The following is a 23666-nucleotide window of genomic DNA, read 5'->3' on the forward strand; positions in this document are numbered from 1 at the left end:
TGTGCAACGGTTGGAGGCAAAGTGATGAGCTTTAAAGAAAAAGGGTTGCTGGTGGTTCTTTCCGGACCTTCCGGTGTTGGCAAGGGGACCGTGTGCAAAGCGCTGCGCAAGCGCGGCACACAATTAAAATATTCCATTTCAGCGACGACGAGAAAGCCAAGAGAAGGCGAGATCGACGGCGTCCATTATTTTTTTAAAACACGGGAGCAATTTGAGCAGATGATCAAACAAGAGAAGCTTCTGGAATGGGCAGAATACGTGGGCAATTGTTACGGCACACCTGTTGATTACGTCCGAGAATCGCTTGAATGCGGTGAAGATGTCATCTTGGAGATTGAAGTTCAAGGCGCACTTCAAGTGAAGAAGAAGTTTCCGGAAGCACTGTTCATTTTTCTCGCTCCGCCTGATTTGGATGAACTGAAAAATCGAATTGTCGGGCGCGGCACAGAAACCGCGGATCTGATTGAAAGTCGAATGAGTGTGGCAAAATCAGAAATGGAATTAATGCAGAATTACAATTATGTTGTGGAAAACGATCAAGTTGAAAAGGCCTGTGATCGAATAGAAGCCATTGTGCTTGCCGAACATTGCAGGGTAGATCGGCTGATTGAGAAATATATTGAAAATGGAAGGGGATGACGGAATATGATGATCTATCCGTCTATTGACAGTTTGCTTGAAAAAGTGAATTCTACTTATACATTGGTGACACTCTCCGCGAAACGTGCGCGCCAGCTTCAGGATGGTTCCGGACATTTACTCGTTGAACACCCGCGTTCTGTAAAAGAAGTCGGTCAAGCATTGGAAGAAATCAATGCTGGACTTCTCAATTACAAACGTTAACATGCACCGCCAAACGGCAAGGCAACAACCTTTATCAGGTTGTTGCCTTTTATATAGGTTTTAGCCTGGAATTTAAGATATCGGCAATTTGCTCGGCAGCATTTTCTTGATAATGGGATGCCAACGACCAAGAAGTAATTTTGTAAGACAGTAGTCAGATATTGATAAGGAAGTGTTTTCATGACTCTTCAAGGGAAAAAAATCGTGCTTGGTGTAACTGGAGGAATCGCTGCATACAAGGCAGCGGACTTGACGAGCCGGCTGGTTAAATCAGGAGCAGATGTTCATGTTTTGATGACGGAATCTGCAAAGCACTTTGTCGGATCAGTTACTTTTCAAGCGCTCACAAGGCATACCGTTTATGATCGCGTCATCTTGGATGAAAAGGAGGGACAAATTGCTCATATTGACATAGCGGATGATGCCGATGCATTTATTGTAGCACCGGCAACCGCCAATACCATTGCCAAAATGGCGTCGGGTATCGCTGACGATATGCTTACTGCGGCGGCACTCGCTTCAAAGGCGCCGTTATGGATCGCTCCGGCTATGAACGTCAATATGTATGCACATCCCGCTGTTCAGAAAAATTTGCACGTCCTTCAAAGTTACGGTTATCACTTAATTGGTCCGGAGAAAGGAAGATTGGCGTGCGGATGGACAGGTTCAGGAAGAATGACTGAGCCTGAAGATATTGTCCGTGAAATCGACGACTTTTTTACTCGTAAGTCACTTGTTGGGAAAAAAATTCTCGTTACCGCCGGCGCAACAAAAGAATCGCTTGATCCGATCCGCTTTTTCAGCAACCGTTCCAGTGGGAAGATGGGCTATGCGATTGCTGAAGCTGCAAATCAGGCGGGTGCTGAGGTGACGCTTATTGCCGGAACTGACCTGGCTGTTTCTCCTGAAATCAAAAGAATTAAGGTAACCTCTGCACGTGATATGTATCGCGAGGTCATGAAACGTTATCCTGATGCGGATGCAGTAATAAAGGCAGCCGCTGTCGCGGATTATCGCCCAGAGCAGGTGAGCGAGACAAAAATTAAGAAATCAGAAGGTCCGCTGACGGTCACCATGGTCAGAAATCCGGACATACTGAAAGAGTTGGGCGAAAAGAAACAGAATCAATTACTCATTGGCTTTGCGGCTGAAACCGATCATTTGGAAGCAAATGCACTCAAGAAACTTGAAGCGAAACATTTGGATCTGCTCGTCGCCAATCATGCGTCCGACAGCTTTGGAGAAGATACAAACAAAGTAACGTTCTTTTTTGCGAGCGGGAAGCAGCAGGAGTTTGATACGATGCATAAACAGCAAGTTGCATCAACTATTTGTGATGCCCTTGCCGAATTGTTTGAAATGAGTGAAACGAAGTGATTGCTGAGGTTTATATTGATATTCCGGCAAATCCGGTGAATAAGCCGTTTGATTACCAAGTTCCGGAGCCGTTCAGCGATATTTTAGCACCAGGAATGCGTGTAACCGTACCTTTTGGGCGAATGCACCGTCTTGGCTTTGTGACGGCACTCAAGGAAAGTTCGGAATTTACTCGATTAAAGTCGATTGATACAGTTGAAGATCATCTGCCTGTCCTAACAACGGAACTCTTAAAATTGGGCCGCTGGCTGGCGGACACGACGGTCTGTGCGACTGTAGCGGCTTATCAAGCAATGCTTCCAGCAGCGATGAAAGCTGATTATAAAAAAGTGATTAAAGTTGAGGACCCAGAGCAGTTAGAAAATGATGATCCGAATTTGGCTGAATTTTTCAGATCGAAGAGACAAGCGCTTTGGTCGGAAGTAGTAAGAAACGATTCGGAATTATTAAATCCGATTAATCGAGCATTACGAAGGGGCAGCCTTTCCATTCATCAGCTGGTACGCAACCAAGCGACTGCGAAACAAGTGGCTGCTGTTTCAGTTGCTGTTTCTAAAGAACGATTGAACCTTGAACTTTTACAACTTAATGATCGAGCCAAACGCCAAAAAGAAGCACTTAACTATTTTATTCGGCAATCCGATTCCGCAGCATTCCATCCGACAATGCGTGCTCTCATTGATGAAGGCTTAAGCAGAGATGCAATTTTGAAACTTGCGGAAAAAAGGTTGCTCCGCATCGATCAGATCGAACAATTACGCAATCCCTATAAACGATCAATTGAACACACCGAACCGCTAAAATTAACTGATGAGCAAGCGAATGCACTTGCACCTATTTTGCACTCAATGGATAAGCCGGAGCATCGCGTGTTTTTATGCCATGGTGTCACAGGGAGCGGAAAAACGGAAATCTATCTTCAATCCATTCAGCATGTGCTTGAGAAAAAGCAGCAAGCCATCGTTCTTGTTCCGGAAATTTCATTGACTCCGCAAATGGTTTTACGATTCAAAGGCCGCTTTGGCGATCATGTGGCTGTGATGCACAGCGGATTGAGTCGAGGAGAAAAATATGACGAATGGCGAAAAATTCGTGAAGAAAAGGTGCAGGTTGTTGTCGGTGCTCGATCGGCAATTTTTGCACCTTTCAATAATCTAGGATTAATTATTATTGATGAGGAGCATGAATCCAGTTATAAGCAGGAAGACATGCCGCGCTACCATGCACGCGACATTGCTATTCACCGAGCGCAAGGCCACCAGTGTCCGGTCGTCCTTGGGAGTGCAACACCTTCGCTCGAATCTTTTGCGCGTGCACGTAAACAGGTTTTCACACTACTTTCTTTGAAAGAGCGCGTCAATCACCGTCCGCTTCCTTCTGTTCATATTGTTGATCTCCGAGAAGAAATGCGGCAGGGAAACCACTCGGTATTCTCTAAGGAACTGCTTGAGAAAGTGAAGGATCGACTTCAAAAGAAGGAGCAAACGGTGCTCTTTTTAAATCGACGCGGGTATTCGACTTTCGTTATGTGCCGATCATGCGGGACCGTTGTCGAGTGTCCTCATTGCGATATATCCTTGACTTACCATCGCGCGCAGCATCTATTAAAGTGCCACTATTGCGGGTTTGAGCAAAAAGTCCCTGACACCTGCCCAACCTGTGGCAGCGATGCGATGCGCTTCTTTGGGACGGGGACACAAAAAGTTGAGGCAGAACTTAACAGGCTGATTCCTGAAGCGCGCGTTATCCGTATGGATGTAGATACAACACGGAAAAAAGGAAGCCATGAAAACTTGTTACGGCAGTTCGGTGAAGAGAAAGCGGATATACTGCTCGGGACGCAAATGATAGCGAAGGGATTGGATTTTCCAAAGGTGACGCTCGTAGGGGTACTGGCAGCAGATTCATTACTGCATCTTGCGGATTTTCGTGCATCGGAAAAAACATTTCAGCTTGTTACTCAGGTGGCCGGACGTGCAGGAAGACATTCATTACCGGGCGAAGTTGTCATTCAGAGCTATAGTCCAGATCATTATGCGGTGTTAGATGCTGCACATCATGATTATGAAGGCTTTTACAATCAAGAAATGGCGCTCCGTCATCGAGGAGGTTATCCTCCGTTTTTCTATTTGGCAATGGTTCGACTCACCCATCCGGAACCTGCAAAGGTAGCGGAAGCGGCCGAACGAATTGCAATGATTTTGAAAAAACAGCTGTCCGGTTCTTCTCAGATATACGGTCCGGTCGTGCCGGCTGTCTCAAAGATAAAGGATAGATATCGTTACCAGTGCATGGTAAAATACAAAAGGGAACCTGCTCTTCTGCCTGTGTTGCATCAGATCATGCAGCATTTTCAAGAGAGCGGAAAGAACGGTTTGCAAGTGTCTATTGACCTTAATCCTGTTGCACTTATGTAGAAGAACGTGTTCGAATACCGGGAAGAATGGCTTCCCGGCTTTCGAATAGGCTCTAAACCAGGATTTAATTTTGCTGAAGAGGATGATTCAATGAAAATAACATTTATGGGAACGCCGGATTTTGCGGTACCCGTCCTGAAACATTTACTGGAAGATACGGCTTACGATGTGGTCTGCGTTGTAACGCAACCGGACCGTCCCAAAGGCCGAAAGCATAAATTAACTCCTCCTCCGATCAAGGTGCTCGCTGAGAGCTACGCTGTGCCGGTTCTGCAGCCGGAGAAAGTACGCAAAGCGGAGGCGGTTAAAGAAATTCTAGACTTCGATGCGGATTTATTGGTTACCGCTGCGTACGGGCAAATACTGCCTGAGTCCCTGCTCAAGGGCCCACGGCTGGGGTGCGTGAATGTTCATGCCTCATTACTGCCCGCTTATCGCGGAGCAGCTCCGATTCAGCAGTCGATCATTGACGGACAGAAAGAAAGCGGCGTTACGATCATGTATATGGTGAAGCAGTTGGATGCGGGGGATATCTTATCACAAGTGCGAGTGCCTATTGAGGATCAGGATACATTTGGAACTTTGCACGATAAATTAAGTGCCGCCGGAAGCACCCTGCTTATGGAAACCTTGCCGAAACTTGCGGCAGGCTCGCTGAAACCCCAGAAGCAGGATGAAAACAAAGTCACATTTGCGCCGAGCATCCAACATGAAGACGAGGAAATTGTATGGGAGAAATCCGCTCCGGCGGTACGCAACCTGATTCGCGGACTGAATCCGTTTCCAGGGGCGTTCACCCGACTTGGAGGTTCCGTATTTAAAATCTTTGCTGCTGAGTTAACAGATCTTAGGTCAGCTGAAAAACCAGGCACTGTAATCAGATGCGACTCGGATGGACTTTTTGTTGCAACAGGCGATGGTCAAGCTGTACAAATTGTTGAGTGCCAACCTGCGGGGAAAAAAAGAATGAAGACTGCTGATTTTCTTAGAGGCACACGTGTAGAGACCGGCACTATACTTGGAGTGAAATTATGAGCAAACCGACAGCTCGTGAGACCGCATTAGATTTGCTGCTTGCAATAACAAAAAAGCATGCGTACAGTCAAATAGTTTTGAACGAGACACTTAACGCCGGACACTTATCGGATAAAGATAAAGGATTGGTTACTACTCTCGTTTATGGAGTATTGCAGCAAAAATTGACATTGGATTATTATTTATCATCTTTTGTGGAAAAGAAAAGAAAAATAGATGATTGGGTGGAACAGCTGCTTCTTATTTCAATTTACCAAAAAGCATTTCTCGATCGCATTCCAGACCATGCACTTGTGAATGAAGCTGTTACGATTGCAAAGAAGCGGGGGCATCGGGGGATATCCGGATTTGTCAATGGGGTACTTCGTCGGATTCTGCGTGAAGGTTTGCCTGACCTGTCACAAATTGAACCGGAAAGAAAAAGGAATGCAATTATGTATAGCCATCCAGAATGGCTGATGGATCTTTGGGAAGCACAGTGGGACCGTGAAACAGCAGTTAAAATTGCTGAAGCCGACAATCTTCCGCCCAATGTTTCCATTCGAGTGAATCGTTTTAAGGCTACAAGGCAGGAGCTGGCAGATCAATTAGCGGCAGAAAATATAGAAACGCTTCCTGGAATACTCTCTCCGGATGCTTTGATTGTCAAGAGCGGAAATGCTGTTCAGTCGCAAGCATTTCGAGAGGGCTATTTTACCATTCAGGATGAAAGCTCGATGCTGGTAGCAGATGCAGCAGCACCTAAGGAGGGCATGCTTGTTCTCGATGCATGTGCGGGACCTGGGGGAAAAACAACCCACTTAGCTGAACGAATGGCTAATCGCGGCCGAATTGTTGCGCTTGATTTGCATCCGCACAAGGCACAATTAATAGATCATGCGGCCGAACGGCTTGGTTTAACCAATATTGAGACTCACGCTATGGATGCAAGATCGGCACGAAGCAAACTTGGCGAAGCATGTTTTGATCGTGTTGTGCTCGATGTTCCATGTTCCGGTTTAGGGGTGATCAGGCGGAAACCTGAGATTAAGTGGACCAAATCGGCAGATGAGATCAAGGGACTGATTCCCATTCAGCAAATGATTTTGGAAGAAGCCGCTTTACTCGTAAAACCTGGCGGCTGGTTAATTTACAGCACATGCACGATTCATAAAGATGAAAATGAAAAACAAATGGCCGTTTTTTTGGCGAATCATCCAAACTTTTGTGCGGAAAAGTCCTTTGCAAAACGAATGCCAAAGGCCATGATTGATACACGTGACGGCATGTTGCAGATTATGCCTTATATGTTTCAAACCGATGGCTTTTTCATTTGCTGTCTTGAACGCTTAAAAGATGGACTTTCTTAAAGGAGTGAACTGCGTGAAGGCCGAGTGGTGTACAAGTTCCGGGAACGTACGAGAACAAAATGAGGATAGTTTGGATGTGCTTTATGGCGACGACTGCCTGCTCGGGATCGTTGCTGATGGTATGGGAGGACATGCCGCAGGCGAAATTGCCAGTAAAATGGCTTTGGAGCTGACATCCGCCAAGTGGTCGGAGCATTCAGGTGTTTTTACTAAAGAAGAAGCAGAGACATGGCTGAATCATTTAGTTCGCAGTGTGAACCTGCGCTTATATGAATATGCGGAGACTCATGATGCATGCCGAGGTATGGGAACAACCTTCGCCGTCGCACTTTGTACGAAAGAATTTATCGCCGTTTCATCTGTTGGAGACAGCAGGATATACATATGGAAACAGAATTGCATTGTCAAACAGATTACAGAAGATCATACATTCGTTAATGAATTGCTGAAATCCGGGCAAATAACAAAAGAAGAGGCTGAAGATCACCCAAAAAGAAATATTTTGATGCGTTCTTTAGGAACTGAACCGACAATCGCTCTCGATACGTCAGTTATTGATTGGGCGAACTGTTCTCATCTTTTGATTTGTTCCGATGGATTAACAAACAAGCTGTCTGATGAGACATTGAGTGAAATTATGGAGGGTACAATGAATTTACGAGAGAAAACAGAAATGATGATCAGTGAGGCAAATCATGCCGGCGGAGAGGACAATAGTTCAGTGATCATTATTTCCAAAGATGGTGATGGTGAAAAGCTATGATAGGAAAACGAGTTGGCGGAAGATACCAAATTCTATCCCGTCTTGGTGAAGGCGGAATGGCGATCGTATATAAGGCGAAAGACTTAATTTTGGAACGCTTTGTTGCGGTAAAAACACTACGTCCCGAATTGTCCGGAGATGAGGAATTCGTCCGCCGCTTTCATCGCGAGGCAGAATCGGTCGCCAGTCTTTCTCATCCGAATATTGTTGCGATTTATGATATCGGTGAAGAGGACTGCTATTACATTGTCATGGAATATATCGAAGGAATGACACTTAAAGAATTCATAAAAGATTATTCGCCTATATCTATTGATGAATCAATCTATATCATGAAGCAGATTTTACTTGCCATTACGCATGCACACCAGCATGGCATTGTACATCGAGATATAAAGCCTCAAAATATATTAATCAATGAATCCGAGCGGGTGAAGGTAACTGATTTCGGAATCGCTCTTGCTGTCAGCGGGGCTACCATTACCTATACTCATTCGATCATGGGATCAGCACATTATCTTTCTCCGGAACAGGCACGAGGCGGGAAAGCCACAATCAAATCGGATATTTATGCAATCGGAATTGTAATGTTTGAATTATTGACAGGAAAATTGCCTTTTCCCGGGACTTCTCCTGTCTCTGTTGCATTGAAACATCTCAGCTCGCCTATGCCTTATCCGCGTGATTTTCGATCGGATATTCCTCAATCCATTGAAAATGTGATGATTCGCGCTCTCGCAAAAAATCCGTCTGATCGCTATGACCAAGTAACGGATATGTATAACGATTTAATCACTGCGCTTGATCCGGAACGTGCCAATGAACAAAGACTGATTCTTGATGAACCTGTTCCGGAAGAGGAGAACGAAGATCTGGAAAAAACGATCAAAATGGCGCCGATCAAAAACCAGTCTAACAAAAGTCAAGAAGCGACAGCGGAAAAAAATGTTCCTGCACCATCTCAAACAGGCGGAAAAAAGAAAAAATCAAAAGCTAAGAAATGGCTAACGATTTCAGGTATTCTCATCTTGTTAATCGCAGCAGGATTAGTGCTCGGAACGACACTTTTACCTAAGTTGTTCTATGTCTCCAATGTTCGGGTCCCTGATGTATCAGGAATGACGTATCAAAAAGCCCAAAAGACATTGTCTAATCAGAAGCTGAAGACTATCCGAACGGATCGCGTAAGCAATTCCGTCGCAAAAGGAAAAGTTATCAGTCAGAATCCTGAGGCAGGCGCAGAAGTGAAAGAAAATGCGCAGGTATCGCTTGTCGTAAGCAAGGGTTCTAAAACAGTGGCACTGGACAACTATGTCGGTTACAGTCGGGATACGGTTTCTGATGTAATCAAGGATGCCGGCTATAAAGATGTGGTTTGGCATGAAGAACAGTCGGCATCAATACCTGAAGACCAGATTATACGTCAAAATCCGGCTGCAGGAGAAAAAGTTGTCCCATCGAAGACAATTTTGGAACTCACCTACAGCACAGGAAATCCGCAGGCAACTGTTCCCAATCTGAAGGGGAAAACAAAAAATGAGGCAAGTAAACTGCTTAAAAGTCAGGGGTTGACAGCTGATTTTTCTGTTGGTGATTATTCTGACGATATTGAAAAGGGCAGTGTGCTTGATCAAGATCCTGCTGCCGGGAGCCAAGTGGACAAGGATTCATCAGTCATCGTCACATTGTCGAAAGGAAGCGAAGCAAAACCAAAGGAGATTGATCAGCCGATCAAAGTGGTGTATCCGGGAACAAGCGGTGACAGCACATCCTCCGATTCAGGGGAAGGCACACCGATTCACGTACAAATATATTATACCGATGCCAACCACGACAACTCTGTATTTACCGATGAACAAATAACTGAAACGAAAACATATACGATACCATTTACGATCAATCCGAATGAGAAAGGTTCTTACAGGGTATTAATTGATAATGTCGAAAGAAAAACAGGTACGGTTGATTATCCAAATTAACAGAGAACATTTTTCTTAACGAATAAGGAGTCTTGATATGCCTGAAGGTACAATAATTAAAGCATTAAGCGGATTTTATTATGTGAAAAATGGTGATCAGCTGGTTCAATGCCGAGCAAGAGGGGTGTTTCGAAAGCGCGGTGTGAGCCCTCTTGTTGGCGATCATGTTGTTTACGAGGCGGCAAAGCCGACAGACGGTTATATTTTATCGATCAGTAAGCGTAAGAATGTATTGAAACGTCCCCCGATCGCCAACATTGATCAGGCTATTTTGGTGTTTTCCGTCGCGGAACCAGCTTTGGATTGTCAGCTTCTTGACCGTTTTCTTATTTCAATGGAAGCTCATAGAATCGATCCGGTTATTTGCTTCACAAAATGGGATCTCTTGTCTGAAAAAGATATTGAAACATTTCGTTCGCAAATGAGTGTTTATGAAAAGATCGGCTATCCTATTTTGTTTACCTCCAGTCTGAAAAAAGAAGGACTCGCTGAACTCAAGCAGCGCATGGAGAATCGAATCAGTGTTGTCACCGGACAATCCGGTGTCGGTAAATCGACACTTTTAAACTATTTGGGCGATTCCTTAAACATTGAGACTCAAGCGATTTCGCATGCTTTAGGCCGTGGAAAGCACACGACCAGACATGTTGAATTATTGCCGATTTCAATAAATGGCTATGTGGCAGACACTCCGGGATTCAGTTCGTTGGAACTTCCAGATATAGCCCCTTCCGATTTGGAACAATGCTTTCCTGAATTTGACGAATTTAGAGAAGGCTGTCGTTTCAGAGGCTGCATGCATTTGGCCGAACCTGATTGCATGGTAAAGGATGCGGTTTCCAAAGGTAAGATTGATCGCTCGCGGTACGAGCATTATCAAATTTTCTTAGCAGAACTCAATGAGCGTGAACGAACAAAGTATTAACGGTCAAAGTTAATAAGTAAAGAACGGAGGCAGCTGTAATGAAGCTGGCAATTGTTGCAGGAGGTCCGGAATCACTTCTGCCCGATCTGAATGCTCCTGAATATGAGGATTTTGAATGGATCGGCGCTGATCATGGGACAATCGTTTTGTTAAAAAATAGGATTCGACCAATTCGCGCATTTGGTGATTTTGATTCGTTGACTGCAGAAGAACGAACAAAGATTGACAAGGACGGGTTCGAACTTTGTTCCTATCCTCCTGAAAAGGATAAAACAGATTTAGAGCTGGCACTTGACTGGGCGCTTAGTCTGAATCCAGAGCAATGTTATCTGTTCGGGGTGACTGGCGGAAGGATGGATCACGCGCTTGCAAGTATACAATTGCTGATGAAATCGACTGACACTTCTTCTGAACTCGCTATTATTGATAAAAAAAATTGGATCACTTTATTGACTCCAGGCGCATATCCTATAAAGAACAATCCATCATACCGTTATCTTTCATTTCTTGCTTTGACTGAAAAAGTAACCGGGTTGAGTTTGTCATGTGTTAAGTATCCGCTTAATGATGCAGAGCTTCGTCTAGGATCAAGTCTCTGTATCAGCAATGAAACGCATGCTGCCGTTTTTCACGTTTCCTTTTCGCATGGCCTTCTATTGATGATGCGCTGCAGTGATTAACTTGTCTAACGAAACGGTCATAGTTTTCATAATCGCTTCATATATTCTAGAAGCACGTGATAAAGGATGACGGCGCTTGTGACAAGGAGGAGCAGTATAATGAAATTTTATACGATTAAGCTGCCGAAATTTCTGGCAAGTATTGTGAGAGCCCTCCTCGGTTCCTTTAAGAAGGGGTAAATAAACTCACATCATCAAAAAGGGCATCTACAAAGATGTCTTTTTTGATTGGCAAACAAAAAAGCCAATTCCCTAAAAGGGCTTGGCTTTTTTGTTTCGGTTTCGTGCGAATTAAGTGGTTGATCATGCATTAAGCACGTTCAACTTTACCTGCTTTAAGCGCTTTTGCAGATACATAAACGCGTTTTGGTTTTCCGTCAACAAGGATACGGACTTTTTGCAGATTCGCTTTAAATGTTCTTTTCGATTTATTTTCAGCAAATGAACGGTTCTGACCGAACTTCGTTGTTTTGCCGGTAACAAAGCATCGACGTCCCATATAGATGACCTCCTTGACCATGCAATTCATTAACGCAATAACTCTATACTAACACGTACGAACGTGACACGCAACTAGAGATCGCAGAAAATTGATTGGGTCAAATGGTACATGCACATGCATGACTTTAAAATTAGGGAAAGCTAGTGTAAAATAACGATAAGTCGAATAAGATTACGGATAGAAGAGAAGAAGAATAAGATTGACTGTCCCTATAAAAAAATTAATAGAATTTCACTTGGGAGGTTTTACAAATGACTGTATCTATAACGAACACCTATGGACAAATTGATATTTCAATCGATGTTATTGCAAAAATTGTCGGTGGTGCTGCAATGGATTGCTTTGGTATCGTGGGCATGGCTTCTAAAAATCAATTGAAGGACGGTTTTACCGAGCTGTTGAAGAAAGAGAACTTCAGCCGCGGCGTTGTTGTTCGCTTTGATGAAGATCAGAATTTGCTTATTGATATGTATATCATCGTGAGTTATGGCACCCGTATTTCAGAGGTAGCAGGAAGTGTTCAAACAAAGGTTAAAGAAACTTTAAATGAAATGCTTGGATTGAATGCCGCTTCAATCAATATCTTTGTACAAGGTGTTCGCCTTACGGATGAAGAAGCGTTACCTGAAGATCAATCATTACAAGCATAAGGGGAGTCATGCGACATGAAGTATCGAAGTGTTTTTGATATTATTGGTCCGGTTATGGTTGGACCATCAAGTTCGCATACTGCCGGTGCGGCGAAAATTGGGCGAATGGCCAGAAAACTGCTCGGTGTCATGCCGGAGCATGTGAAAATAACTTTGTACGGTTCCTTTGCTGAAACATACAAGGGCCACGGAACGGATGTGGCAATTGTTGCCGGATTGCTGGATTTTAATGAAAGTAATGCAAATTTGCCTGATTCAATTAAAATTGCGCAGCAAAAGGGAATGGACGTGCAATTTAGTGTGGATAAGGAAACACAGGTGGAGCAGCCGAACACAGCGCGAATTCATTTATCAGCAGGTGATCAAAGCCTTGAATTAGTCGGCGTTTCCATAGGCGGCGGGAAAATTGAGATTACAGAAGTCAACGGCTTTTCTATTTCTCTATCCGGAAGCAATCCTGCACTCCTTATCCTTCATCATGACAAATATGGGGCTGTTGCTGAGGTTGCTGTGCTGATTGCCAAATACGAGCTGAACATTTCCTATATGGAGGTTTCACGACAGGAAAAGGGACAGCTTGCGCTTATGGTGATTCAAACCGATGAAGAAATCAGCGATGGGCTTGCTGCAGAAATTTCAGGACTTCCTAATATACTCAATGTTGCAGTATTAGCTTAATCAAGTATCTTCCGGAAAAGAGGTGTCTTTATGTTTCAATCAATTGAAGAGTTAGTAAACATCGCGAACAGCCGCAATTTGCCTATCTATGAAGTAATGATTCAAACGGAGATAGAAACGACGGGTAACAAGCGTGATCAGATTATTGAAAAAATGTCTGGCCAGTTGAACGTCATGGAACAGGCTGTCCAAAGAGGAATTCATGAAGACATTAAGTCACGCTCGGGACTATCGGGAGGAGATGCCCGTCTTCTGCAGAGTTATTTGGAAAATGGTGACACATTATCAGGTTCGGTACTGCTTGACGCTGTAAGTAAAGCAATGGCGACGAATGAAGTAAACGCAGCAATGGGGACAATTTGCGCGACACCGACGGCAGGATCTGCCGGCGTGGTTCCCGGCGTACTGTTTGGTTTGAAGCATAAACTGAAACCGAGCAGAGAAGAGATGATTCACTTCCTTTTCACAGCCGGTGCATTTGGCTTCGTTATTGCTAATAATGCTTCCATTTCCGGGGCAGCAGGTGGCTGTCAAGCAGAAGTTGGATCTGCTACCGGTATGGCTGCAGCGGCGGCAGTTGAAATGGCAGGCGGCACTCCTGAACAGTCGGCGCATGCAATGGCGATGGCGCTGGGCAACATGCTTGGCTTGATTTGTGACCCCGTTGCCGGGCTGGTTGAAGCTCCTTGCGTGAAACGTAATGCAATTGGCGCTTCAAGCGCACTTGTTGCTGCTGACATGGCCCTTGCCGGAATTAAGAGTATCATTCCTTGTGACGAGGTTATCGATGCAATGTATCGAGTGGGACGCATGATGCCTCCTGCTTTAAGAGAGACCGCGCTCGGCGGACTTGCTGATACTAAGACTGGACGTGAGCTGAAAAAACGAATATTTGGAACGGATGATCAATTGTCCGTGACTGAAGAAAAATGATGAACACTACTTTGCGTTTTCCAATTACGGAACTAAGAGGCGTTGGCCCGAAGCTGGCAGAGGACTTGGAGCAGCTTGGAATAACAACCATTGACGACCTTTTTGCCCATTATCCATATCGTTATGAGAACTATGAGTTAAGAGACTTGGCGAGTGCTCAGGACCAGGAACAGGTTACAATTATGGGGAAAGTGCAAAGTGAGCCGTTACTTAATTATTACGGGAAGAAAAAGTCACGCTTGACTGTGCGTGTGCTGTCCGGCAGTTATTTAATAACCGTTATATTATTCAATCGGCCTTATTTAAAACGAAGTTTGAAACTTGGCGACATCGTTACGGTAACAGGAAAGTGGGATCGAAATCGTGCAACGTTGACTTCAACTGATTTTCATAAAGGACAGCCGGATCAAGAAGCACAATGGGCACCGGTTTATTCTGTGTGCGCAGGTGTTTCGGTTAGAAAACTTAGGAGCCTGATCAATCAGGCATTTAATCGTTTTCCCAATTATATAGAAGAAGATCTACCCCATGAATTGCTTTCGGCTTACAAACTCGTTGGCAAAAGACAAGCGGTTTATACAATACATATTCCGAAAGATCAGGCTCAACTTCATCAAGCGAGAAGACGGCTTGTTTATGAAGAATTCTTAAATTATCAATTAAAATTGCAAGCTTATAAGCAAATAAGACGTTCATCGTCCAAAGGAATCCGAATTTCTGCGGATCGTGAAAACGTCCGACGGTTTATTAGCTTGCTTCCTTTTTCATTGACACAAGCACAAAATCGAGTAGTCGACGAAATTTTAACAGACATGGATTCTGACTCGCCAATGAACCGACTTCTTCAAGGTGATGTTGGCTCCGGAAAAACGGTGATTGCGGCGATTGCGTTGTACACGGCAGTAAGCGCCGGCTATCAAGGTGCGCTGATGGCTCCTACAGAAATACTTGCGCAGCAGCATGCTGAAAATCTTGATGAATTATTTCGCCCTTTTAATATATCTGTCGGATTGCTGACTGGAAGCGTGCGTGGTACTAAAAGAAAGATATTGCTTGATCAGCTGCTTCATGGTCATATTCAAATTCTGATTGGTACCCACGCTTTGATTCAACCTGAAGTTGAGTTTAAACAACTCGGGCTGGTGGTAACCGATGAACAGCATCGTTTTGGCGTTCGTCAGCGTGGTGCGTTGCGGTTGAAAGGAAAAGAGCCGGATGTATTGTATATGACCGCTACTCCGATTCCGCGCACCTTGGCACTTTCTGTTTTTGGAGATATGGATGTGTCTACAATTGACGAACTTCCTGGCGGCAGAAAGAAAATTAAGACCTATTGGGTACAGGAAAATGCGATTGGCCGTATCATAACTTTTATGAGAAAAGAACTTGATCAAGGAAGACAAGCCTATGTCATTTGTCCTTTGATTGAGGAATCTGAACAGCTTGACGTTCAAAATGCTCTTGATGTTCACGCGCAGCTTTCTCAAGCACTTCCCGGTTACAAGGTCGCCTTGATGCATGGCAAATTAACTCCTGAAGAGAAAGATCAGGTTATGGATTCTTTTAAAAGGAGAGAGGCCCAAGTACTTGTATCAACCACAGTTGTTGAGGTAGGTGTCAACGTTCCTAATGCATCGTTGATGATCATTTACGATGCAGATCGATTCGGCTTGTCCCAGCTGCATCAACTGCGTGGTCGTGTAGGAAGAGGCAGCGATCAATCTTATTGTGTTCTTCTTGCAGATGCCAAGTCGGAAACGAGCAGAGAAAAAATGCGAATGATGACAGAGACCACGGATGGTTTTAAATTGTCTGGATACGATCTTAAGCTTCGCGGACCCGGAGACTTTTTTGGTAAAAAGCAAAGCGGTTTGCCCACTTTTAAGCTCGCTGACATGATTCATGATTACCGAACATTAGCTACTGCGCGAGACGATGCGGCACGGCTTGTTCGGGATCCGCAATTCTGGCGTGACGAACGTTACACAGGACTGCGCGAGCCATTAACAGAATCAGGATTGACTAAGCTCCTTCATTTAGATTGAAATGAAACCAAAAAACTTGCGCCGCGTATGTTATGAGTCGATGATTTAGCACCTTGTTTTGTCTGTGCGCCTCTGCCCTACCCGCGATAGATAAGTTATGATATACTAACTATTATTACCTAGTCTTAAAAAGAAGATGTTTAGTATTCATGATGAACATAAAACGGCGGTGTCCAGTTTATGAGAAAAAGCAAAAAAGACAGACAAGCATCTCTGAAACAAACGATCGACGATAATCCGTTTATTACGGATGACGAACTGGCAAAGAAATTCACGGTTAGTGTTCAGACGATTCGACTTGATCGTTTGGAATTATCTATTCCGGAGTTGCGAGAACGGATCAAACATGTGGCAAAGAGGCAATTTGATGACGTCAAAGCCCTTCACAAAGAAGAAGTGATTGGTGATATTCTTGATCTTCAGTTGGATATCAGTGCAATTTCTATCCTAGAAATAACACCGGATTTTGTTTTTTCAAGGACAGGAATTGCTCGCGGGCATCACTTGTTTGCACAAGCGAATTCGCTCGCTGTAGCCGTAATCAACGATGATCTCGCTCTGACTTCGAAAGCTGAGATCCAATTCATCCGGCCTGTCAAGTCAGGTGAACGAGTGGTCGCAAAAGCAAAGGTTTTGCGCAAGGAGCGTGTACGTACCGTCGTTGAAGTGGATAGTTATTCAGGGCATGATCATGTTTTTAAGGGCGTATTTACCATGTACCGTGCTCATGGAGGAAAAGATAAATCAGAAGTGTAAACGGCGGCAGAAAGCCGTCTGATTTGCTTCAAACAGTGGTAATTCGATATGTTGCGGAGGTTGATGTATTTTGAGTAAGATTGCATTTGTTTTCCCCGGACAAGGTTCTCAAACAGTCGGCATGGGTGCTGATCTGATTGCTACCTATCCTGAAGCCAAAAAAATGTTCGAAACGGCGGACAATCGCTTGTCATTCTCCTTGACCGAACTGGTTATGAACGGTCCAGAGGAAGTACTAAAAAAAACAGAAAACACGCAGCCTGCGCTTTTGACAGTAAGTGCCGTGCTCTGTGCGTTGCTGGAAAAACAAGGGGTTAAGCCGGATTATTTGGCTGGCCACAGTCTTGGTGAATATAGTGCATTATATGCGGCGGGTGTCCTCGGATTTGAGGATGCCGTTTACGCAGTTCGTGAACGAGGCTTGCTCATGGAGGCTGCCGTTCCGGCAGGAAAAGGAACGATGGCAGCTGTCCTTGGATTGGATGCAGATCAATTGAAGGAAATTTGCACTGCCATTTCAGAACAGGGCGAATCCGTGCAAACGGCAAACATTAATTGCCCGGGACAAATTGTTATTTCTGGAACCGTTGAAGGTGTTGAGAAAGCTTCAAAACGTGCAGAGGAAGCGGGAGCACGACGTGTCGTACCCCTTTCTGTGAGCGGACCATTTCATTCTTCATTGATGAAACCCGCGGCTGAAAAAATGCGGGAAGTTCTTGATGCACTGCCCGTTAAAAATGCCGTTGTTCCTATAATTGCCAACAGCACGGCGCAAGAAGAAGCAACCGCTGAAGACATTCGTGATCATCTAATTGAACAGCTGTATTCACCGGTTCGTTGGACTGAATCTGTGGAACGGCTGACGCAGCTTGGTGTAGACACTTTTGTTGAAGTTGGTCCAGGAAAGGTGCTCTCGGGATTAATTCGAAAGATTAATCGCAAGCTAACGGTTTATCAAGTTAATGATGCGAAGAGTCTGCTTGATGTGTCTGAAAAACTGAAGGGGCGTGTATAATAGAATGGGACTGGATGGAAAAACAGCATTGGTTACCGGTGCTTCCAGAGGAATCGGCCGCGCTATTGCCATTAAACTGGCTCGGCTTGGCGCATCCGTGATCGTCAACTATTCAGGCAATAAAACGCGTGCGGAGGATACAGTTGCAGAAATTGAATCTGCGGGCGGCAAAGCGCTTATCTGGCAATGTGATGTTTCAGACGAAACTGCAGTGCAAGCCATGATTAAAAAATCGATTGAGCAGTTTGGCCATATTGACATTGTTGTCAACAATGCAGGAATTACGCGTGACGGACTGCTCATGCGTATGAAAGAAGAGGACTGGGACGCAGTTCTGAATACAAACCTTAAAGGAGTCTTTTTAGTTACCAAAGCTGCGCTTCGTCCAATGATGCGTCAGAAGGCAGGCAGAATCATTAATGTGGCATCGGTAGTCGGTCTTTTGGGCAACTCTGGACAAGCGAATTATGTAGCTGCCAAAGCTGGAGTGATTGGACTAACGAAGGCTACCGCCCGGGAAGTTGCATCTCGGGGGATAACCGTTAACGCTGTTGCTCCGGGATTTATTATTACTGATATGACCGACCAGCTTTCGGAAGAAATTAAGGATAAAATGAAACAAGATATTCCACTTGGACAATTAGGTGCACCAGATGACGTAGCAAATGCTGTTGCATTCCTTGCTTCTGACGATAGCAAGTACATGACCGGACAAACATTAAGTATTGACGGCGGAATGTCAATGCAATAAAATGATTGAGGTACGCTTAAAGAGAGTTTCATTAAGTGAGACGGGTAGTTCATCAGTTTCTCACTGCGAAAGCTTTTCAGGGCGTTGTGCCCACTCCTTTTACGGAGAGCTAAAAAAATGTAAATGCCCTCGAGAGGAGGTGACGACATGGCAGATGAAGATGTTTTGACACGTGTCAAGAAAATCGTTGTCGACCGATTAGGCGTAGATGAAGCAGACGTTAAACTGGAAGCTTCATTTAAAGAAGATTTGGACGCAGATTCTCTTGATATTGTAGAACTTGTCATGGAACTTGAAGACGAATTTAATTTGGAAATCTCCGATGAAGATGCGGAAAAGATTCAAAGCGTTGGTGACGTCGTATCTTACATAGAGAGCCATAAATCCTGACATTCTAACCATGAGTCCCGTTTTTATAAATCCGTTTATAAGGACGGGGCTTCTTATTATTTTCGGAAGTTATGGAAAAAATGGATTTTGGTTTCTTAGTTAGCGGAGGTGAAACGTGTGCCAAGTTCAAAAAAGATGCAAGATCAGGAAAAAGAAGTAACTGAAAGGCTTCATCATTTTCTTGATGATTTTTCATTCTCATTTCAAAATGAAGACTTATTAAAGCAAGCATTTACCCATTCATCTTATGTGAATGAGCACCGTCGTGCGTCACAAGACGATTATGAGCGACTTGAATTTCTTGGGGATGCTGTTCTTGAGTTATTGATCTCTCAATATCTTTTCAAACATTATCCGGATCTTACTGAGGGAGACATGACAAAGCTGCGTGCGGCCATTGTGTGTGAAGGCGGATTATTTCAATTTGCGTCATCGCTGTCTTTCGAGGATAAGATTTTTCTTGGACGCGGGGAAGAGGTAACCGGCGGACGAAAGCGTCCATCGCTTCTAGCGGATGTCTTTGAAGCGTTTATCGGCGCTCTGTATCTCGATCAGGGATTGACTGAAGTCGAGCGATTCCTAAAAATAGTTGTTTATCCGAGAATTAACGACGGCACTTTTTCCCATGTGATGGATTACAAAAGCCAATTGCAAGAGACAATTCAGAGGAGAAATCTGGGTGAACTGGATTATGAGCTGTTGTCCGAAAAAGGACCGGCACATCATCGCGAGTTTACGTCAAATGTATTGCTGAATGGTGAAATCGTCGGTATGGGCAAAGGACATTCGAAAAAAGATTCGGAGCAAAGTGCGGCATGCAAAGCGCTTAAGAATCTTGCCGAGTAACAAAAGCAGCCGGGCGCTCTCGGCTGTTTTTGTTACTCGTTTTGTGGTTTATTCATGATGTGCAAAATCAGGCTTAACCATGAATTTAATCAAGGTGAATTATAGAAGGGTAAGAAACGGAGGGATCGGGATGTTCCTCAAGCGATTGGATGTCTCAGGCTTTAAATCATTTGCCAACAAAACATCTGTTGAATTTGTTCCGGGAGTTACTGCGGTTGTCGGTCCGAACGGAAGCGGTAAAAGCAATATCACAGAAGCTATTCGCTGGGTACTCGGGGAACAATCGGCCAAATCGCTGCGCGGATCCAAGATGGAAGATATTATTTTCTCGGGAAGTGATGCGAAAAAGGCAGTCAATATGGCTGAAGTGACGCTCACGCTGGACAACAGCGATCACTACATATCAATGGATTTCAGCGAAATCAGCGTCACACGACGTGTGTTTCGTTCCGGGGAAAGCGAATTCCAACTCAATAAACAAAACTGTCGGTTAAAAGATATCGTTGATTTGTTTATGGATTCCGGACTGGGCAAAGAGGCATATTCGGTTATTGGTCAGGGAAAAATCGATGAGATTCTGAATAGTAAAGCAGAAGATAAACGGAAAATTTTTGAGGAAGCATCAGGTGTCCTCAAATATAAATTACGCAAGCAGGCTGCTGAAAAGCAGCTGAATGATTCCGAAGACAGCTTAAATCGTGTTGAAGATATTCTGCATGAGTTGGACGATCGGCTTGAGCCGCTTGAGAAGCAGGCGTCAATTGCCAAAGATTTTTTAGAGAAAAAAAGCGAACTAGAGGAAGTGGACATTGCACTGCTTGCTCATGATATCGATGAAGTTCATAGTCAATGGGAGCTTGCGAAAAATCAGGTAGATGAACTGAACCAATTAAAAATAGAATTATCCGATAAAGTGAATACCAGTGAGCATGATTATCGGCAACATCGTTCAGCACTTGAAGAATTGGACCATTTAATTGAAAAAAGGCAGACTGAATGGGCAGAATCTGCTGAGAAACTGGAAAAATTGTTAGGCAGAAAGCAAGTCATAGAGGAACGACACAAGCATGCACAAAGCAGTGCTGATGAACTGAGAGAACGTATCGCACACTTGGAACATCAATTGAACGAGGAACGGCAAGTACTTGATCAGGCACTTGCCAACAGTAAATCGGAGCGTATCTTTTTGACGCAATTGCAGCAGAATCTAGTGAAAAAACAAAATGAGTATCATAGTTTTGAACAGAATTTAGATGAACTGATTGAAAAGCTTAAAGGCGAATACATCGAGATCTTAAATCAACAAGCCTCCATGCGCAACGAGCAGCATTATCTATCTGATCAGGCAAAAACCTTGGAATTGAAGAAAACGCGCATTCAATCAAACACAGTAGAAATACAGACATCTGCAGAAGAGGCCGGCAAGAGAAAGCAAATACTTACGGCTAAATTGGAAGCGCTGGCTAGTGAAGGCAAACGTCTGAAGGACCGCTATGATAAGCTCCGTACCCGATTGGAAGAGGGAAGAGAACGCTATACTAAAGAAAAAGATGCTGTAAATAAAATCAGCAATTATATTGAACAAGCGCGATCAAGAAAAGAATTGCTGGAATCTCTTAAAGAAGATTATGCCGGCTATTATCAAGGCGTTAAGGTTATTTTAAAAAATCGAAAAAGACTGTCCGGAATTCACGGTGCGGTCGCTGAACTCATTCAGGTGAATAAAGAGTACGGCACGGCAATTGAAACAGCTCTTGGCGCCTCTTCCCAGCATGTGATTGTTTCTGATGAATCTGCCGGCAGGCAGGCGATTCAATTTTTACGGCAAAACAAAGCCGGTCGCGCAACTTTCCTGCCCATTTCTGTTATTCGGCCGAAGGCAATTGCTTCATCAGAACGCAATCGTCTTCAATCAAATTCAGCTTTTATTGGTGCAGGATCTGAATTACTGACATGCGATCCTCATTATAAACCCATAGTTGATTTTTTACTGGGTTCTGTGATCATTGCAAAGAATTTGGAGGGTGCAAATGAACTTGCACGTCAAGTGAACTATCGGTATCGAATCGTTACTTTAGCAGGAGATGTTGTAGCTCCTGGTGGTGCCATGACTGGAGGCAGCACGAAGCAGCAGCAAACAAGTCTGATCAGCCGAAGTACCGAAATTGAAGAATTGAGCCGGCAAATCGACGAGATGCAAGAAAAAAGAAAGCAGCTGCAAATCGATTTCTCCAATTTAAAGAATCAGATTGCAGCAGACGAGTTGGAATCCGATTCAGCACGCAAATCTGTGGAGGAGGCGCTTAATCAGTACCGCAGCATCGAAACACAAAAAAGAGATGCAGAAACTGAAGAAAAAGCAAGTCTTGATAAGTATCATTTATTGACAAGGGAAAATGGTGATTTCAGCACAGAGCAGAAAAAAATTGCAGAACGGTTGCGGATTATCGATGCTGATGTTTCGAAGAATGAAGAACGCGGTAAAGCTCTGACAGATCAAATTGAAAGCTTAACGAAAAATCGAAAAGATATCGATTCTTCAAAACAAGAGATTCAGTCGGAGATAACAGCACTTAAGGTCCAAATCGCAGAACAGAGCCAGATTACTGCGCATCAACAAGAAAAAGCAGATCAATCAAAACGACGGGTCGGTGAACTAAAAGAATCACTCGATACGCTTCGTTCTTCTGCTGACGGGATCGGCTTTGAGATTGAGAACCAGAATGATAATGCGGAGAAGCTGGATCAGCTCATTGAAGAAGCAAAGACGTATAAAGAAACGACTATGACGGAATTGATGAAAATGCGTGATTCCCGGCGAAATAAGCAAAAGGCCTTGGCGGAGGAAGAGACACTCATGTCACAAGACCGTACAGAATTAACCAGGATCAGCAACTTGTATCAAGAGAAAAACGTTCTTCTTGGGCGAATGGATGTTCAGCTCGATCATCTTTTAGACACACTAAGAGAAGACTATGAACTGACCATTGAAGCGGCAAGAGACAAGTACAAACTAAATATGGATGTTGACGAAGCACGAAAAAAAGTCAAATTAATAAAATTGGCTATCGAAGAACTCGGGACCGTTAATGTAGGCGCAATTGAAGAATATGAAAATGTTCTTGAACGCGAACAATTTCTCTCTGCACAGCGGGCAGATTTGTTAAAAGCACGCGAAACACTTAACCATGTTATGTCGGAAATGGATCAAGTGGTCGAGCAGCGATTTACTGAGACATTCAATAAAATAAGAACCCATTTTCAAACGGTTTTTCAAGAACTGTTCGGTGGGGGACGTGCCGATTTGCAGCTCATTGAACCAGATGACATGCTCACGAGTGGTGTAGATATTCTTGCAGAACCGCCCGGAAAGAAGCTTCAGCGGCTCTCTCTTCTATCCGGCGGAGAGCGTGCGCTGACGGCGATCGCACTGCTCTTTGCTATTCTGAAAGTGCGCCCAGTTCCATTTTGCGTCCTTGATGAAGTGGAAGCTGCTCTTGATGACGCAAATGTTGACCGTTACGCGGCCTTCTTGAAAAAATTCAGCCTTGATACGCAATTTATTGTTGTGACTCACAGGCATGGAACTATGGAACGATCTGACGTCCTTTATGGGGTCACCATGCAGGAATCAGGAGTTTCCCGCCTTGTGTCTGTGAGACTGGAAGAGACGGAAGATTTATTGACCGCAGGTAACGTTTAATAAGCAGCAATCTAAAGAATAATTTACAG

22 protein-coding genes are annotated in these 23666 nt (G+C 44.1%); 21 read left to right on the plus strand and 1 reads right to left on the minus strand.

Going from position 1 to position 23666, the window contains the following annotated elements:
• Window positions 1-24: 24 nt before the first annotated feature.
• The 11 genes from gmk (at window position 25) to spoVM (ending at window position 11548) form a co-directional block, all read left to right on the plus strand.
• On the plus strand, window positions 25-639 hold the full coding sequence (gene gmk, locus AC6F33_RS07510) for a guanylate kinase (RefSeq protein ID WP_255746195.1): 615 nt from the start codon (window positions 25-27) through the stop codon (window positions 637-639).
• A gap of 9 nt (window positions 640-648) precedes the next feature.
• Entirely contained in the window at window positions 649-843 is a 195-nt protein-coding gene (rpoZ, locus tag AC6F33_RS07515; protein ID WP_255746621.1) for a DNA-directed RNA polymerase subunit omega, read from the plus strand.
• 180 nt (window positions 844-1023) lie between these two features.
• Window positions 1024-2220, plus strand: a complete 1197-nt coding sequence (gene coaBC, locus AC6F33_RS07520) for a bifunctional phosphopantothenoylcysteine decarboxylase/phosphopantothenate--cysteine ligase CoaBC (RefSeq protein ID WP_255746196.1) — start codon at window positions 1024-1026, stop codon at window positions 2218-2220.
• The gene (priA, locus tag AC6F33_RS07525; RefSeq protein ID WP_255746197.1) at window positions 2217-4637 is read left to right on the plus strand and encodes a primosomal protein N'; all 2421 of its coding nucleotides are present in this window, start codon (window positions 2217-2219) and stop codon (window positions 4635-4637) included. Before coaBC ends, priA begins: the two co-directional genes overlap by 4 nt.
• A 90-nt stretch (window positions 4638-4727) precedes the next feature.
• Window positions 4728-5672 (plus strand): methionyl-tRNA formyltransferase, encoded by a 945-nt coding sequence (fmt, locus tag AC6F33_RS07530; protein WP_255746198.1) that lies wholly within the window; start codon window positions 4728-4730, stop codon window positions 5670-5672.
• Window positions 5669-7021, plus strand: coding sequence for a 16S rRNA (cytosine(967)-C(5))-methyltransferase RsmB (gene rsmB, locus AC6F33_RS07535; protein WP_255746199.1), 1353 nt, complete (start codon window positions 5669-5671; stop codon window positions 7019-7021). The genes fmt and rsmB overlap by 4 nt, the downstream gene beginning before the upstream one ends.
• Window positions 7022-7034: 13 nt before the next feature.
• The gene (locus tag AC6F33_RS07540; protein ID WP_255746200.1) at window positions 7035-7784 is read left to right on the plus strand and encodes a Stp1/IreP family PP2C-type Ser/Thr phosphatase; all 750 of its coding nucleotides are present in this window, start codon (window positions 7035-7037) and stop codon (window positions 7782-7784) included.
• Window positions 7781-9763, plus strand: a complete 1983-nt coding sequence (pknB, locus tag AC6F33_RS07545) for a Stk1 family PASTA domain-containing Ser/Thr kinase (RefSeq protein WP_255746201.1) — start codon at window positions 7781-7783, stop codon at window positions 9761-9763. The genes AC6F33_RS07540 and pknB overlap by 4 nt, the downstream gene beginning before the upstream one ends.
• Before the next feature lie 37 nt (window positions 9764-9800).
• The gene (gene rsgA / locus AC6F33_RS07550) at window positions 9801-10688 is read left to right on the plus strand and encodes a ribosome small subunit-dependent GTPase A (RefSeq protein WP_255746202.1); all 888 of its coding nucleotides are present in this window, start codon (window positions 9801-9803) and stop codon (window positions 10686-10688) included.
• A 38-nt stretch (window positions 10689-10726) separates the two neighbouring features.
• On the plus strand, window positions 10727-11368 hold the full coding sequence (locus AC6F33_RS07555) for a thiamine diphosphokinase (RefSeq protein ID WP_255746203.1): 642 nt from the start codon (window positions 10727-10729) through the stop codon (window positions 11366-11368).
• A gap of 99 nt (window positions 11369-11467) precedes the next feature.
• Entirely contained in the window at window positions 11468-11548 is an 81-nt protein-coding gene (gene spoVM / locus AC6F33_RS07560) for a stage V sporulation protein SpoVM (RefSeq protein ID WP_253065084.1), read from the plus strand.
• Window positions 11549-11678: 130 nt separating this feature from the next.
• On the opposite strand, the gene rpmB is transcribed toward spoVM, so the two are convergent.
• Complete coding sequence (gene rpmB / locus AC6F33_RS07565; RefSeq protein ID WP_255746205.1) at window positions 11679-11867, minus strand: 50S ribosomal protein L28; 189 nt, start codon at window positions 11865-11867, stop codon at window positions 11679-11681.
• 254 nt (window positions 11868-12121) lie between these two features.
• On the opposite strand from rpmB, the gene AC6F33_RS07570 reads away from it, so the two are divergent.
• The 10 genes from AC6F33_RS07570 (at window position 12122) to smc (ending at window position 23637) form a co-directional block, all read left to right on the plus strand.
• Window positions 12122-12520 carry an Asp23/Gls24 family envelope stress response protein gene (locus AC6F33_RS07570; protein ID WP_255746206.1) on the plus strand — a complete coding sequence of 133 codons (399 nt, stop codon included), beginning with the start codon at window positions 12122-12124 and terminating at the stop codon, window positions 12518-12520.
• Between the two features lie 15 nt (window positions 12521-12535).
• Window positions 12536-13198 carry an L-serine ammonia-lyase, iron-sulfur-dependent subunit beta gene (sdaAB, locus tag AC6F33_RS07575; RefSeq protein ID WP_255746207.1) on the plus strand — a complete coding sequence of 221 codons (663 nt, stop codon included), beginning with the start codon at window positions 12536-12538 and terminating at the stop codon, window positions 13196-13198.
• Window positions 13199-13228: 30 nt separating this feature from the next.
• Window positions 13229-14131, plus strand: coding sequence for an L-serine ammonia-lyase, iron-sulfur-dependent, subunit alpha (gene sdaAA / locus AC6F33_RS07580; protein WP_255746209.1), 903 nt, complete (start codon window positions 13229-13231; stop codon window positions 14129-14131).
• Window positions 14131-16176, plus strand: coding sequence for an ATP-dependent DNA helicase RecG (gene recG / locus AC6F33_RS07585; protein WP_255746211.1), 2046 nt, complete (start codon window positions 14131-14133; stop codon window positions 16174-16176). Before sdaAA ends, recG begins: the two co-directional genes overlap by 1 nt.
• A gap of 180 nt (window positions 16177-16356) precedes the next feature.
• Complete coding sequence (gene fapR / locus AC6F33_RS07590; protein WP_255746213.1) at window positions 16357-16932, plus strand: transcription factor FapR; 576 nt, start codon at window positions 16357-16359, stop codon at window positions 16930-16932.
• 70 nt (window positions 16933-17002) lie between these two features.
• On the plus strand, window positions 17003-17947 hold the full coding sequence (gene fabD / locus AC6F33_RS07595; protein ID WP_255746215.1) for an ACP S-malonyltransferase: 945 nt from the start codon (window positions 17003-17005) through the stop codon (window positions 17945-17947).
• A gap of 4 nt (window positions 17948-17951) precedes the next feature.
• On the plus strand, window positions 17952-18698 hold the full coding sequence (fabG, locus tag AC6F33_RS07600; RefSeq protein WP_255746217.1) for a 3-oxoacyl-[acyl-carrier-protein] reductase: 747 nt from the start codon (window positions 17952-17954) through the stop codon (window positions 18696-18698).
• Between the two features lie 147 nt (window positions 18699-18845).
• Complete coding sequence (gene acpP, locus AC6F33_RS07605) at window positions 18846-19088, plus strand: acyl carrier protein (protein ID WP_255746219.1); 243 nt, start codon at window positions 18846-18848, stop codon at window positions 19086-19088.
• A 117-nt stretch (window positions 19089-19205) separates the two neighbouring features.
• The gene (rnc, locus tag AC6F33_RS07610; protein WP_255746221.1) at window positions 19206-19934 is read left to right on the plus strand and encodes a ribonuclease III; all 729 of its coding nucleotides are present in this window, start codon (window positions 19206-19208) and stop codon (window positions 19932-19934) included.
• Window positions 19935-20064: 130 nt separating this feature from the next.
• Complete coding sequence (gene smc, locus AC6F33_RS07615; RefSeq protein ID WP_500778076.1) at window positions 20065-23637, plus strand: chromosome segregation protein SMC; 3573 nt, start codon at window positions 20065-20067, stop codon at window positions 23635-23637.
• Window positions 23638-23666: the final 29 nt, after the last annotated feature.

Source organism: Sporolactobacillus sp. BBK16-2 (genome assembly GCF_059878335.1).